The sequence below is a fragment of the Mucilaginibacter gossypii genome (assembly GCF_017569325.2).
Lineage (GTDB): Bacteria > Bacteroidota > Bacteroidia > Sphingobacteriales > Sphingobacteriaceae > Mucilaginibacter > Mucilaginibacter gossypii.
Genome location: NZ_CP071878.2, coordinates 774078 through 788340, shown reverse-complemented (window position 1 = coordinate 788340; position 14263 = coordinate 774078). Strand labels below are relative to the sequence as shown.

Annotated in this window: 11 protein-coding genes; 5 read left to right on the top strand and 6 right to left on the bottom strand. The window is 42.8% G+C overall.

Annotated elements, in window-relative coordinates:
- Positions 1-93: 93 nt before the first annotated feature.
- Positions 94-279: a hypothetical protein gene (locus tag J3L18_RS03430; protein WP_090533036.1), complete on the top strand. Its 186-nt coding sequence runs from the start codon at positions 94-96 to the stop codon at positions 277-279.
- 414 nt (positions 280-693) lie between these two features.
- On the opposite strand, the gene J3L18_RS03425 is transcribed toward J3L18_RS03430, so the two are convergent.
- Positions 694-3996, bottom strand: a complete 3303-nt coding sequence (locus J3L18_RS03425) for a TonB-dependent receptor (RefSeq protein ID WP_129570761.1) — start codon at positions 3994-3996, stop codon at positions 694-696.
- 398 nt (positions 3997-4394) lie between these two features.
- Here J3L18_RS03425 and lpdA point away from each other — a divergent pair, with 398 nt between their 5' ends.
- Together lpdA and J3L18_RS03415 are read left to right on the top strand one after the other, a co-directional pair.
- Positions 4395-5786, top strand: a complete 1392-nt coding sequence (gene lpdA / locus J3L18_RS03420) for a dihydrolipoyl dehydrogenase (protein ID WP_129570762.1) — start codon at positions 4395-4397, stop codon at positions 5784-5786.
- 253 nt (positions 5787-6039) lie between these two features.
- Positions 6040-6879, top strand: coding sequence for an MBL fold metallo-hydrolase (locus J3L18_RS03415; protein WP_129570763.1), 840 nt, complete (start codon positions 6040-6042; stop codon positions 6877-6879).
- A gap of 405 nt (positions 6880-7284) precedes the next feature.
- Here the strand turns inward: J3L18_RS03415 and J3L18_RS03410 are convergent, their stop codons facing one another.
- Entirely contained in the window at positions 7285-9174 is a 1890-nt protein-coding gene (locus J3L18_RS03410; RefSeq protein ID WP_091174356.1) for an SPFH domain-containing protein, read from the bottom strand.
- 286 nt (positions 9175-9460) lie between these two features.
- Here J3L18_RS03410 and J3L18_RS03405 point away from each other — a divergent pair, with 286 nt between their 5' ends.
- A complete protein-coding gene (locus J3L18_RS03405) occupies positions 9461-9622 on the top strand; it encodes a hypothetical protein (RefSeq protein WP_175490081.1) in 162 nt (53 codons plus the stop codon).
- A gap of 144 nt (positions 9623-9766) precedes the next feature.
- Positions 9767-10174 carry a hypothetical protein gene (locus J3L18_RS03400; RefSeq protein WP_129570764.1) on the top strand — a complete coding sequence of 136 codons (408 nt, stop codon included), beginning with the start codon at positions 9767-9769 and terminating at the stop codon, positions 10172-10174.
- 101 nt (positions 10175-10275) lie between these two features.
- On the opposite strand, the gene J3L18_RS03395 is transcribed toward J3L18_RS03400, so the two are convergent.
- The 4 genes from J3L18_RS03395 to J3L18_RS03380 all read right to left on the bottom strand — a co-directional run bounded on the left by J3L18_RS03395 (position 10276) and on the right by J3L18_RS03380 (position 14263).
- Positions 10276-11514, bottom strand: a complete 1239-nt coding sequence (locus J3L18_RS03395; protein WP_223266234.1) for a multidrug effflux MFS transporter — start codon at positions 11512-11514, stop codon at positions 10276-10278.
- Positions 11515-11614: 100 nt separating this feature from the next.
- Positions 11615-12784: a BamA/TamA family outer membrane protein gene (locus J3L18_RS03390; RefSeq protein ID WP_243771476.1), complete on the bottom strand. Its 1170-nt coding sequence runs from the start codon at positions 12782-12784 to the stop codon at positions 11615-11617.
- A gap of 200 nt (positions 12785-12984) precedes the next feature.
- Positions 12985-13335: a YMGG-like glycine zipper-containing protein gene (locus J3L18_RS03385; protein ID WP_090533047.1), complete on the bottom strand. Its 351-nt coding sequence runs from the start codon at positions 13333-13335 to the stop codon at positions 12985-12987.
- A 106-nt stretch (positions 13336-13441) separates the two neighbouring features.
- The gene (locus tag J3L18_RS03380) at positions 13442-14263 is read right to left on the bottom strand and encodes an alpha/beta fold hydrolase (RefSeq protein WP_208102509.1); all 822 of its coding nucleotides are present in this window, start codon (positions 14261-14263) and stop codon (positions 13442-13444) included.

The following is a 14263-nucleotide window of genomic DNA, read 5'->3' as shown; positions in this document are numbered from 1 at the left end:
CTTATAAGCTCACCTTTTATAAAAAATAAAAGCCGGAGGCGATGCAAATGCTCCCGGCTATAATTGGTTAGATCGAATTTTATCCTTGCTTATATGTTCAACGATACCTCATATGGTATGCGCTTAGAATTATCTTTTTTAACCAGGCAGATGATCCACATAACTATAAAGGGAATCATCGAGACTGCCAAATCCGGCGCTATTAATAAAAAGATGACCGTATTTGTGCAAACAGTTAACAGAAAACACGCCGGAATAAAGATCAAAAAGACTTTATAATACTTTGATGATCTTATGAAGGGCAGCGCTAACAATCCAAGATGAAACAACACTAAAAGTGAGATATTTAGTTGATTCCAAAAGCTATTTCCGGGGTTTAATATATCTTTCAATAACGTAAATTCAAACGACACAATTGACATAGTAAAGCCTAAGTGTATGGAGAAGCCGATTAAAAAACTAAAGAGGATGAGCACGATGATTTTGATATTTGTTTTCATAAGTGATAAAATTTAAGTATTATTCAAATATAAAACATAATTCAAAACAAAGTTAATGTATTGGTTAATAATTATTAACCAATACATTAACCTTCACTCACTATGAAATAATATAAATATATAATCAAATTATTTCTAACGAAAAAAGCCCCGGTCAAATTGACCGGGGCTTTAAATCATATGGTAAATTCAATTAGTTAAAGAGATACCTTAAACCAATTTGAGCTTGCCAGCGTGATACCTGCGAAATACCGTTACCAAAAGTTGATGTAAGCGGGATTTGGTTTTTATCATCAAAGTAAGGGAACGAGAATGTTGGCTTACCAATGTTAGGATCATTAGGGTTAGCATTGTTAGCGTATAAACCTTTAAATGATAACGGGCTTGTACGGTTAACAAATTTAAAGTTACCCCAGTTCCTGTTCAGGAAGTTGCCAAGATTGATGATGTTAAATTCAAACTGTAAAGTATTTTTAAACTTGCCGGTTGAAGCATACAGGTCCTGGGTAAAATTAAAGTTAACCAGGTGAAAGTATGGCAATACCAAAGCATTACGCTTAGCATATTGACCGCGGTGTTTGCTCAGGTATGGGTCCTGGTTAATAAACGCGTTCAACTGCTGGTAAGTCTGGTCAACAGTACGAGGGTCATTTGCGTTGTCTTTTACCAGTACGATGTCATTTATATCTTTAGGGATGTACATCAAATCGTTGGTAGTTTGACCGTCACCATTCAAGTCGCCATTATAAGTGTATGAAGCAACACCGTTGTTAGCGCTTTCGTAAGTTAAACCAACCGAAGTAGTAAGGTGTTTGATATAATCCTTACGGAATGATACCGAAGCGATGATACGGTTTGGCTGGTAGAAGTTAGCATATGAAGTAACATCAGCGTTTGGATCGCCGGATACAACACGGTCTCTCCAGGTTGACTGGGCGATAGAACCACCGTCATTAACCGAGCGTGAATCAGAGTGAGTGTAAGCTATGTTAAAGTAAAGCTCTTTAAATGTTCTTTGTAACTGGCCGGTAACGCTGTAAGTATAACCTTTGCTGGTGTTTTTCATCAGGATAGCATCGGTAATATTAGGCACCGCAGCTGTGTTACCACCCTGGGCAGCAGGGATTGAAGGATAAACAGTAGTACTGCTGTAACGGATCCGGTTATCGCTGCCAACCAAAGCCTGGCCTGATGTAGGCAACGCAAGGTTAACAAAATATACCGAGTTGATATCTTTTGAATAGATACCTTCTAAAGTACCGATAATGCCTAATGGCAATTTTTGGTCTAAAGCCAGGTTTAAACGGAAGTTTGATGGGAATTTGAAATTCCGGTCGGTAACAACCAGGTTATATGAAGTGTTTGCAGCAGCCCCAGTTGGCCTGTTTTTATTAACATCCGGGCTAAAAACCAAGCGGGGGTCGGTTGGTAATACACCACCGGCACCAGGCACAATGCTGTATGAACCAAACTGTACACCATTGTTGCTGGCCTGGTTTGATATATATACATAAGGAACCGGACCGGTAAAGATACCTGCACCACCACGAACTTGTGTGCTGGCATCGCCGTTAACATCCCAGTTAAAGCCTACCCTTGGTGAAATTTGAATATTCGTTTTAGGGAACTGTGAAGTATTGATCTTGTAACCGTCCCTGAAACCCGTTAACGCCGCTGCATTGGTATTATACTGGCTGTCAGTATTGTAAACCGGTAAATCAAAACGAATACCGTAAGTTAATTTAAAGTTGTCGTTAACTGTCCATTTGTCCTGAGCATAAGCGCCGATGGTATATGATTTTACAATAGCAAACGGGAACGAGCCATCAGGCAAAGCTGAATAACGGAAATCGTAGCGGGTTGCGGTTGGCAAGCCTTGTTTAGCCGAAGCGTAAAAATCATCTAAGCTTTTAAAACGGTAACCACCATAGTAGTTAGGAGCGAACCCATTTTTAAATTTATTCGACTCATATGATAAGCCAAAGTTAAGCTCGTGTTTACCCTTGTAAAGGGTTAAGTTATCAGATGCCTGCCAGGTATCGGTATTCAATACGTTGTTGGCAGTAAATGGCTCATAACCAAATGAGGTTAAAGTAGTACCATTAGGGTTTTGGATATCAACCAATGGGAATGAACCACCGCCCGGAGACTGGCGGAAATCGCGCAGGGCCTGGTAACCTACAGTTAATTTATTGGCAAGGTTTGAGCTGATACGGGTGTTCAACTCGGCAATACCAATATTGAAGTTGTTGTTGATGGTATAGTAAGATGAAAAGAACGGCAACGAAGTGCTGCTTGGTGCACGACCACCTGTAGGCGCACCTGAACTGCTTGGAGGCACATCACGGAAAGATTTCAAATAGAAATATTTCAATGACAAGGTATTATTTTTGTCGATATTCCAATCCAATTTGGCAGCGATCTTATCTGATTGCGTACGTAACTGGTAGTTTTCAAAAGCGCCAGGATTATAACCATAAGTAGTTTTAAGGAAGGTAGACAGGGCTGTCAAATCAGCATAAGATGCTTGTGAAATGCTACCGCCGGCAGTTTGGCCATCGCGTAAAGCGGTGTAAGAAGTAGCCGGATCTTTGATCCTTTCCTGCTCGCCTGATACAAAGAAGAATAATTTGTTTTTGATGATCGGGCCACCTAAGCTGATACCACGTTGGTTATAATCAACTGTTGGTTTTTGAACATCGGTAGTAAGCGTATGTAAACCTACTAAACCAGCCGAGCGTTTGTAGTAGTAAACGCTACCTTTAAATTCGTTGGTACCCGATTTGGTTACGGTATTGATACCGGTACCGGCAAAACGGCCCTGGCTAACGTCGAAAGGAGATACAGAAACCTGGATCTGCTCAATCGCGTCTAATGAAATTGGCTGTGAGTTTGCCTGGCCACCTAAGGTGTTTGATAAACCAAACGAGTTATTGAACAAGGCACCGTCAACAGTTAAGTTGTTACCATTACCGTTACGACCGCCAAATGATGTACCATTTGCAGTAGGAGTTAATTTAGTGTAATCATAAATTGACCTGCTGATAGTTGGTAAACGATCGATCTGGGCGCGGTTAATAATCTCCTGAGAACCTGTTCTTGAAGTATTAATAACCTTGTTCTGTACACCCGAAACCACAACTTCCTTAAGTTCGGTATTGGTTGGTGCAAGTTTAGCGTTGATCTTAAAGTCCTGACCTAATGATAACGTTATGTTATCCTGGCTGAAGGTATTAAAACCAATAAATTTAAAACTGATAGTGTACGGACCACCAACACGGATGTTTGGTAAGTTGTAACGGCCGTCGGCGCGGCTAACAGTTGAATAATTAGTACCTGTGGGTGTGTGTAACGCGGTAATGGTTACACCAGGGAGTGGTAATCCCTTTTCATCAACCACTGTACCAGACATGCTACTTGTAGTAACGTTTTGCGCGAACGCAAAGTTTAGTGTGAGCAGCGAAAAAATGAATAAAAGAAGGTAATGCTTCCTCATAAATTGCTTTTTTAATTATACGTTTAATTAATTGGCGCAAAGATAATTAATGAACTAATTACCAATGTTAAGTTAACGTTAACAATTATTATATATTTATCAACATTTTACATTATAAGTATAAAAACCATAAAACAATCGCCAAAAACAATGAAAATATTACAAATAATATAGTTTAAATCATATCGGAGCTTAACGGTTACATTACACCATTTGCTTTTATGACACAGCGCAGATATAAATAACCCAAGGCAGGTAATATATACCGGCAGTACATTTTTTGATTTCAGCCCTTTTCCTTAGCTTTGGCATTCAAAAAATAGGCGCTGCGGAAAAACCACAAAAATCCGCGCAGCTTATTTACCTTTGAAACGAAATTAAAGTATATCAATAATAATATGGATTACGATGTAATTGTTATTGGGTCTGGTCCGGGTGGCTACGTTGCTGCTATCCGCGCTTCCCAGCTTGGTTTAAAAACCGCCATTGTCGAAAAAGAATCATTAGGCGGTATCTGTTTGAACTGGGGTTGTATCCCAACCAAGGCTTTATTAAAAAGCGCCCAGGTTTTTGAATACCTTAACCACAGTGCCGATTACGGTATTAAAATTAACGGCGCCGGCGAAGTTGATTTTGCCGCGGTTGTTAAAAGAAGCCGTAACGTTGCCGATGGCATGAGCAAAGGTGTTCAGTTTTTGATGAAGAAAAACAAGATAGATGTTCTTGTTGGCTTTGGTAAATTGAAAAGCAAAGGCGCTGTTGAAGTTAAAGCTGCCGATGGCTCAGCTAAAACCTACAGTGCAAAACACATTATATTAGCAACAGGCGGCCGCTCGCGCGAGTTACCTAACCTGAAACAGGATGGTAAAAAAGTTATCGGTTACCGCCAGGCCATGGTATTGCCGCAGCAACCCAAATCAATGGTTGTAGTTGGTTCGGGTGCTATCGGTATTGAGTTTGCTTATTTTTACAACTCAATAGGCACAAAAGTTACCGTAGTTGAGTTTTTAGATAATATCGTTCCGTTAGAGGATGAGGATGTATCAAAAGGATTAAACCGCATTCTTAAAAAACAAGGCATCAACATCATGACCAGCTCCAATGTGGAGTCGGTTGATACCAGCGGCGATTTGTGCAAGGTAACTGTAAAAACAGCTACCGGCACCGAAACTCTTGAAGCCGAGATCGTTCTTTCTGCGGTAGGTATCGCCACCAACCTTGAAGGCATCGGCCTTGAAGAAAACGGTGTTAAAACCGATCGCGGCAAAGTATTGGTTGATGATTTCTACCGTACCAATGTTGAAGGCGTTTACGCCATTGGCGATATTGTTAAAGGCCAGGCCCTGGCTCACGTAGCATCTGCCGAAGGTATTATCTGCGTTGAAAAAATTGCCGGTCAAAACCCTCACCCGCTTGACTATAACAACATTCCGGGCTGTACCTATTGCTCACCAGAAGTTGCTTCTGTTGGTTATACCGAAAAAGCAGCTAAAGAGGCTGGGTATGAAGTTAAAGTTGGTAAATTCCCATTCTCGGCATCAGGTAAGGCAAGTGCTGCCGGCGCTAAAGATGGCTTTGTAAAAGTGATATTTGATGCCAAATACGGCGAGTTCTTAGGCGCTCACATGCTTGGCTACAATGTTACCGAAATGATTGCCGAAGTAGTTACCGCCCGCAAACTGGAAGCTACCGGCCATGAGATCATCAAATCGGTACACCCTCACCCAACCATGAGCGAAGCCGTAATGGAAGCCACTGCCGAAGCTTACGGTGAGTGTATCCACTTGTAGTTTTTGGTTCATGGGGTATGGTTCATGGATCATAGTTCATGGTTGATAGCTGCTTACAGCTTCAACACATATTCAAAGCCTCAAATTAAATGTATAGCATTTAGTTTGAGGCTTTTTAATTTTATAAGGTCATTAAGTGAAAGTCATCTTAAAAATAATATCCTAATTTAGCCTTGTAAGTACTATGGACTTTTACACATCAAAGACCATGAACTATCAACCATGATCCATGAACCATACTCCATGAACTAAAATGAAACTACACACCATCGATACCGGCTTTTTCAAATTAGACGGCGGGGCTATGTTTGGCGTTGTTCCGAAAACCATCTGGAACAAAACCAATCCTGCCGATGAAAACAACCTTTGCACCTGGGCCATGCGCTGCCTGCTGGTTGAACATGAAAACAGGTTAGTATTAGTTGATACCGGCATAGGAAACAAGCAAAACGAAAAGTTTTTCAGCCACTATTATCTTCACGGCAACGCAAGTTTAGATAGTTCGCTGGCTTCGCTCGGTTTTCATCGCGGCGATATTACCGACGTGTTTTTAACCCACCTGCACTTTGACCATGTGGGCGGTGCCGTTGTACGCGAGGGCGAAAACCTGCTCCCTGCCTTTAAAAACGCCACCTACTGGAGTAATCCCAAACATTGGGATTGGGCAGTTAACCCTAACGAACGGGAAAAAGCTTCCTTTTTCAGAGAAAACATCATCCCTATACAGGAAAGCGGCCAGCTAAAATTTGTTGATACCGAAGACGGCATTAACTTTATGAAAAATTTTGAGGTCCGCTTTGTATCCGGGCACACCGAATCAATGATGCTGCCGCTTATTAATTATAAAGGGAAAAAGGTACTCTATATGGCGGATCTGCTACCATCAATCGGGCACCTGCCTATCCCCTATATAATGGCTTATGATATGTTCCCGCTTCAAACGCTTACTGAAAAAAAACTATTTTTAAACGAGGCCCTTGAAAAAGAATACATACTATACTTTGAGCACGACCCGGTTAATGAATGCTGCACTTTACAGCAAACAGAAAAAGGCATCCGGGTTAAGGATACGTTTAAACTAAGCGACCTTTAACCGTTGATTGGTTTTGATTTCGTTGATTTTTTAACTTGTAAAAACACAAAAGGCATCCCCTCGCGGGATGCCTTTGTTCATTGATCGGTTTAGGTTAAAAGCCTCGTCAATTAAATCAGTGCGATTGAATCATAAAGCCGGATACTATCACAGCAACCTATCTCTAATCTTCAAGCTCTGATCAGTATAAAAAAGGTTTAGGTATAAAGAACGTATTATCTTTTGGCCGGAGGCGGCATTTAATTACCAACCTCCAACCGTTGATCTCTTCAATAAAAAGGTTTAGGATTTTGAGTTATTTTGTACTCTTCCTCAAAAATCTCTCATCACAAACCTTAACCACGATGCATAATTTGAAGGGATTACATAACCAACCTGCAAATTTTTATGCAAAGGGATATTCAATTATTCGCCTTTAGTGGTGTTGCCGCCTTTGCCCTGGTTTTCGATCTGCAGTTTTTTGAGCATTTCGGTACCTATCAAGGCATCAATCATACCGCCGCTACCGCCCTCTTTGCCGCTTACCAATATCTCAGGCACCAACCTGATACCTGCAGCAGCCAAAGCTTCGGCCACACGCACTATGGCGTATTGTTCGGTACCCATGGCTTCGGTTTTTTGTTTGGTAACCTCGGCTTCTGATAAACCTATGGCTTTGATCTTGGCACCTTCGGCCATACCATTCACCTCTGTGGCGTTAGCGTCGGCTTTGGCGTTCACTGTTTTTGCTTCGGCATCGGCTTTGGCTATCGTGATCCTTACCTCAGCATCAGCTTTGGCGTTGATGGTCTTAGCTTCTGCCTCACCTTTTGAAGCGGCAACCCTTGAAGCGGCCATCTGGGTGTTAATCTCAACCTGGCGGGTTGATTTTACTACCTCAGGCTGCATATCGGCACCGGCACGGGCGCTTTCAAATTCTTTACGTTCAATTTGCGCGTGGCGCTGTATCTCGTAAGTAACCTTTTCCTCCTCGGCCAGTTTACGGTCGGTAAGTGTTTTCATCAGCGCTGCCGGAGGCACTATGTCACCTATCAGGGTATCCACACCAATTACGTTATAGGTTTCCAGTACGCGACCAATATGCTCACGGGCATCAGTTTGCCTTTGGATACGGTTGGCCAGGAAGCCGATCACATCACTTTTTTGGGCCGAGTTACGGAAGTAGTTGGCAATAGTTGGCTCCAGTACCTGCGATACCAGGTTTTTCATTTTACCAAACCTTGCTATCACTTTCGGTGCTTCGTTACGTGGCACGTGGATGATCTGTGACACATCCAGGTTAAAAGTAAAACCATCGCTTGACCTTACCGTAATGGTACAAAGGTTCTTATCCAGTTCGTGCGACTCGGTGCGGCTATCTGCCCAGTTTAATACGATGTTGGTTGTGGGTACAATTTCAACAGCATGGGTATAGATGTTTACCGGGTGCTTACCGGGATCGAGCGGTTCGTCCCAAACCCCTTTTTCGTTACGCTTAACAATGTTACCATGTTTGAAATTATCGCCGCTGGTATCCTTTCCTTCCGGGCCCACAAAGGAGTTCACAACACCTACGTAACCGATAGGGATATAGATCATATCTACCTGCTCAACGCTCACAAACCAGGGGTTAAGGTAGTAAGTACCCGCCAGGATCACATCCTCCTGCAAACCTTTGCGACCGCCTGCGGTGATAAAAGCGATTGGGTCCTGGTAGTTTTTATGCCCTGCAACCGATTCGCCGGCTATCTCGCCTTTGTTCAGCGGCTCGCCATCCAAAGTGGTAATAATACCTACCTTGTTTTCGTGGATCTGGGTGATAGGCACCATCTCAATATCAAACAAAAATGTGTTGATGCGATAACTACCCGGTGTAAGGAAAGCTGCCTGCGGGCCTTTTTGACCATTATTATCCAAAAATGCTACCGCATCCTGAAACTTATCACAATCAACCGGTTTACCCAGCACACGGCCGGTATCAAACGAGGCACCGTCTTTTGCTTTTACCAGGCCAAGCTTGTTTTGCTCAATAATGGTAAAGGGCTGCATGATAATAGTATACTGCCATGGCCACATTTTCCAATATAAGCCCGGCGCAAGGCCACGGCCCTGCATACCAGCCTCGCCTTTGGTGGCAATGATCCGACCATCGGGCAGGCGGCTGTTACCTGTAAGGGCAAACTTTTTGATCACCAACCCAATACGGTCGTCCGGAACGATAACCATGCCGCAAAACACGCGCAAAACAAATTTGTACATCAGCAATAACACTATGACGGGTATAACCCACCACAGACTAACAATTAGATTGTCCATTTTTTTAAAGATTGTTTTTGATTTTTTTAACGGAACCCTTAAGGTGCGGGCCCTCACAACACTTATAGCTTACCTGGAAGAGTACCTTGGCTATATAGTGTCATTAAGACAGTTGCAATTAAGCTTTGTTACGAAAAATCCTAAAAATATTTTAAGGGCATCGTCAGATACATGTAATTAATTGATACACAGAAAGTAAATTTTATAACGATTTTCAGGAAACATTTTACAACAGGTATAGTTAAATAAGTATCCTATTGTTTAATGAATACTTAACATTACCGCTATGAGTATCCCCAAAGACATCAAAAAAGAAGGTACCAGGATAAGTCCGGTAAAAGCGGGTGGACAGAAAGCCAAAGAGATCAAAACCGAGGGCCCGCTAAGTGAAAAAGACGAAGTGAAGCAAGCCGAAGAGCGTACTAATAAAGGTTTGAAGAAGAGATAGTGTAAAGTCAATAGTCTTAAGTCGGATGTCAAAAGATCTCTTTTTCCTCACCGCATTTCAGACTTATGACTTTAGACTAAAGACTAAGCCTTCGCTTTCAATTTTAAAAGCAATTGTATAGTTTTATCCAAACATTTTTCTGTTATGATAAAACAAGGCTTTTTATTGTTTGCTGTTGTAGTGCTTTTTATAGCATCATGTAAACCTGAAGTTTCGGTTAGGACGCTTACCGGCAAATGGAAATATAAAAAAATCGAGCATCCAAATGCAAGCCCGCCCGATACCGTAAAACAAGCCGAGTTGGATGCCAACGTACCTTATATTCAGTTTACGCCCGAAATGAAATTCCTGATTGTATGGGGCGGCAAATTCCTGTCGCATGGCTCTTTTACGCTGAATGGAAGCAACATGAATGTAACCGAGAAACTCCCTGATGGCAAAACCCGCAATTTCGTTTTTTACGTTTCGGAACTAACCGAAAATAAGATAGTTTTTGAAAGTACCGGCTCCGAAGGCTCAAAGGTTACAGCTTTGCGGGCAAGCAAATTTTAAATCAGTTGATTCTTTGCTTGCAGGCCACAAGACACAGCCTTCTGGCCTGCACTTACAAGTAATTTAAAATCAAGCTAATCCTGTAATCCTAAAATCAAGGTTCAATGTGCCGCAACAACATCTCTGCTTGCCTCAACCTTGTTTTTTATAAACCGCTTGCCAATAAATACAATCAGGAGTGCCAAAATTGATGAGGCTGCCATAACGGCCGCCATGGGCAGCGAGCTGTGTTGTTTTATTACGGAGATACCTATAGATGATAAGGCTCCCACCGCCATTTGCGATGCGCCTAATATTGCAGAAGCCGAACCCGCATTTTTAGAGAAGGGAGCAAGGGATAATGCTGATGTATTGGGCGCGCAAATGCCAACGCAGCATAACACTCCAAATATCATCGCTATAGTACCACCTATCCCGAACCAATGATTTAATGAACCCGCCAAAAAAAACGTGGAGATAATCACCATTAAAATAAGTGATGCGCCTATCATTTGTTCGCTTTTGTATTTTTTAATCAATACGCTGTTTAGCTGACTTGAACCAATAAACCCTACCGAAAGCCCAGCAAAGATCCAGCCGAACTGTTTTTCGCTTACTTTAAAGCCCTCAATAAACACAATGGGCGATGACGAAACATAGGCAAACAAACCCGCGAAAGCGAACGCGCCGCCTATGGCATAGGTTACAAACTGCGCATCCTTTAAAACTGTTATAAAATGCCCTATAATCGGCCCTGGTTTTAAAGAATATGCAGGATCGGGCTGATAGCTTTCGGGGAGCCAGAATATTACAGCCAGCAATATCAGCACCGCTATAATAGTTAACACCAGGAAAATGACCTGCCATTCAAAAGCCGCGGTAATGTAACTGCCTACGGTAGGGGCCAGCATGGGCGAAGCACCGAGTACCAGGATCAGCAACGAAAATACTTTGGCATTATCCTCAATCGGGAACAAATCACGCACCATGGCCATGGCGGCTACACTTGCCGCACAGCTGCCCACCGCCTGAAAAAAACGCAGTGCAATAAGCATTTCGAGCGATGAAGAGAAAAAACATCCCATTGATGACACGATGTAAAGTCCAAGCCCCCAGTATAATGGGTTTTTACGGCCAAACCTGTCGAGCAAAGGCCCATAAAGTAATTGCCCGGCGGCGATGCCAATAAAATAGCTCGATAATGACAGCGCTACCTCATCGGTACTGGTATGCAAGTACTTAGCTATGGCTTTAAAGCCCGGCAGGTACATATCGATAGAAAAAGGGCCAAGTGCTGTAAGCGAACCTAATATGAGGATCAGTACTGTATATTTTTGTTTGGTCATATTTATTTGGTCCATGATCAATAGGCCATGGTCGATGGTGGTATTGGATTTATTGTATCTTAGTGATTTTTCAAAGCCCAGGCAATTGTCTATGGACCATCGACTATGAACTCCCCTAAAACGCCTCGCCTAAATTAAGACTTATTGATGAAAAGTTTTTGCTCACGCCATAATCGAGGCTGATATTGGTTCCTGTTTTTTTATTGAACTTAAAACGCAGGCCTGTGCCGGCGGCCGGGTGCCAGTACACAAAAGCATGGTTCTCGGGCTCGGTAACGGAGTTTACGTTAGCAAATACTACAAAGCCCAATAAACCATTGCGGGTGATATCGCGGCGGTATTCAGTTTCAAAATATACCAGCCTGTCGCCCCGGTAACGGCTTTGCGGAAATCCCCTGCCCGATCGCTGATAAGGCTCCCAGCCAAGACTTGGTAGGTTAAGATAAGGTGTGCGGGGCGTAAGTGTTGTCCAGTAATAGGCCCAGAAAGCCAGCACGTTTTTAGGCCCCGAGTTGGTTAACTGCACATATTTACGCATATCGATATACAGTGACCTCCAGTCGGTATGGCTTCCAAAGGCCTTGGCATTAACCCGGTAAACTATGTTGGTATAAGCCCCGGGTAGTGGATTGATTGAGTTTTTGCGCGAATCGTATAATAAATTGAGCGTTACACCCGATGAAAACGCATCCTGATCGGCCGCAGTACCATATTTATAACCGGTAAACTTACGCAGGTTTTGATCGCCGTTGCTTTCAATATCCATATAGTAATCCAAATTATAGCCTAACCCGGCATAAAAGTATGGCTTAATCTGCTTTAACACGCTTTGATAAAAGCGGAGATAATTATAATTTATCAAAAACTTATCCGCTGGCCCCTGGTTGCCACCCAAGCCCCAGGTATATTGAGGGTAAACCATCAGCCGGGTATCACCCTGTATATTCCACTCATTATTATTAAGCCAGATATTTGACCGGATAGGCAAGCCGTACCTCCCCTTCAAATTAAAATAAGGGGTAAAAGTAAAGCTTGATAAATTAGTAGTAGCTTCATCCCCCAGGTAAAACCCAGCTGTTGTTGAAGTAAACAATGCTTTTCCGCCACTGCGCCCATCGGTTGTTGAGGTGGGAAAAACAGAAAAGTAGATCTTTTTCCGCTGAGTTGCCTGGTGCCGGGGTTGTATTTTAAAAAGCGAACGTACAATGTCAATAACATCCCGTTGCGGTACTGAATCTTTTTTTATGCTGATGGTATCTGCAACCGGCTGCTGTGCCAGCAACATTGCCGGAATCAAACATAAAACTATTACGCATAACCCTTTTACCATCGTACCTTAAACGAAAAATATTGACTTGCTGTTTGGCTGTTAATAATTTTAATAACGGAGAAAACAGGGCAATCGCTTCAATTTAGCTAAATTAATTGAAATAAAAAAGGCCTGTAAGCATTGAAACCTACAGGCCTTTATAACAACCATTTAAATTAATGATAGGTTGTTTGTTTTGTTACGGTTGTTTTGGTTGTGGTATAATGGTGATGGGGATGTGCCCTGCGCCATGCAATGCGGGCAGCACGCTGCCTTTTCTCTTCGCGCCGGCGGGCTTCATTACCGATAATATAACCGCCACCGGCACCAAGCGCACCGCCAACTAAAGCGCCGCCCGCACTATGCGTAATAAGGCCACCCGCAATTGCACCGCCTGCTCCACCTATGATTGCGCCTTTGCCTTGTTTACTTATTCCCTTTTTCTGCGTGGTTTGTGCATTGGCAGTGATACTGATGGATAGCATCAGGCCAATTAAAAAGCACATATATATCATTAGCTTTTTCATAATGGTATGTATTTATAAGTGTTAACATAAACACTCATGCAAATAATAGACCATTATCGAAAATAGCGGCACAAAAATTCAACAATTGAATGTTAACCGGCAATGTTTATTTCAGGAAAGCCATTACAGCTTTTGAAAATTCGGGAGTGCGGCTGGCGCTGTTATGATCGCCCGGAACGTGAACCAGCTTTGAGCCGGGAATGAGTTTATGAAGAGCAACCTCGTCGCCGTTATCATGATCTTCGCTCCCATCTATGAGCAGTACCGGGATTTTCACCTTAGCTAACTCCTGTTTGCTGGTTGATGGCTGCCACTTTTGCTGATAGGCTAAAGCAAGTTCATCAAAAGGGTTACTGTGGATATAATTGATCATCCCATCAACATCATGAAAGCTTGTATCGCCCATTAAAGCCTTATAAGCATGAATCCTTCGCGGCCATTCGGGGTTAGTGTAAGCATCGCCCATACCACCCATTACCGCCTTTTGAACCCGTTTATCCAGCACAAACACGCGCGAAGTAATGATCGATCCGCGGGAGTATCCAACAACATCATATCGTTTCAGCCCCAGGCTTGTAGCCAGGCCCATAATGTCTTTAGCTTCGGCATCGTTAGCATAACCCGCATCATCGTGGGGCTTGTCCGACCGTCCGTTGCCCCTCTGATCCAGTATAATCACTTTATAACCAGCCGTTAACATATCATTATAAAGCTTTCCTTTTTTCCAGCCTTCGCCCGTGCCCGAAAAACCATGTACCAGTATCACCGGGAAGCCATCGCCTTTCGCTTCATAATGGATTTTAACACCATCAAACGAGGTATAATAGCTGCCCGGAGCAGTAACCGGCTGCGCTAATACACAATTGCCGGTAATCAGCATAAAAATTAACAGAGCTAAACTTGCCGATAGTTTTTTGATAACAAGCAT

What these genes read in the sequence shown, in the direction of transcription:
- J3L18_RS03430 (WP_090533036.1), top strand. Translation starts at nt 94, where the DNA reads ATGTTCAACGATACCTCATATGGTATGCGCTTAGAATTATCTTTTTTA.
- J3L18_RS03425 (WP_129570761.1), bottom strand. Translation starts at nt 3,996, where the DNA reads ATGAGGAAGCATTACCTTCTTTTATTCATTTTTTCGCTGCTCACACTA.
- lpdA (WP_129570762.1), top strand. Translation starts at nt 4,395, where the DNA reads ATGGATTACGATGTAATTGTTATTGGGTCTGGTCCGGGTGGCTACGTT.
- J3L18_RS03415 (WP_129570763.1), top strand. Translation starts at nt 6,040, where the DNA reads ATGAAACTACACACCATCGATACCGGCTTTTTCAAATTAGACGGCGGG.
- J3L18_RS03410 (WP_091174356.1), bottom strand. Translation starts at nt 9,174, where the DNA reads ATGGACAATCTAATTGTTAGTCTGTGGTGGGTTATACCCGTCATAGTG.
- J3L18_RS03405 (WP_175490081.1), top strand. Translation starts at nt 9,461, where the DNA reads ATGAGTATCCCCAAAGACATCAAAAAAGAAGGTACCAGGATAAGTCCG.
- J3L18_RS03400 (WP_129570764.1), top strand. Translation starts at nt 9,767, where the DNA reads ATGATAAAACAAGGCTTTTTATTGTTTGCTGTTGTAGTGCTTTTTATA.
- J3L18_RS03395 (WP_223266234.1), bottom strand. Translation starts at nt 11,514, where the DNA reads ATGGACCAAATAAATATGACCAAACAAAAATATACAGTACTGATCCTC.
- J3L18_RS03390 (WP_243771476.1), bottom strand. Translation starts at nt 12,784, where the DNA reads ATGTTGCTGGCACAGCAGCCGGTTGCAGATACCATCAGCATAAAAAAA.
- J3L18_RS03385 (WP_090533047.1), bottom strand. Translation starts at nt 13,335, where the DNA reads ATGAAAAAGCTAATGATATATATGTGCTTTTTAATTGGCCTGATGCTA.
- J3L18_RS03380 (WP_208102509.1), bottom strand. Translation starts at nt 14,263, where the DNA reads ATGCTTGTTATCAAAAAACTATCGGCAAGTTTAGCTCTGTTAATTTTT.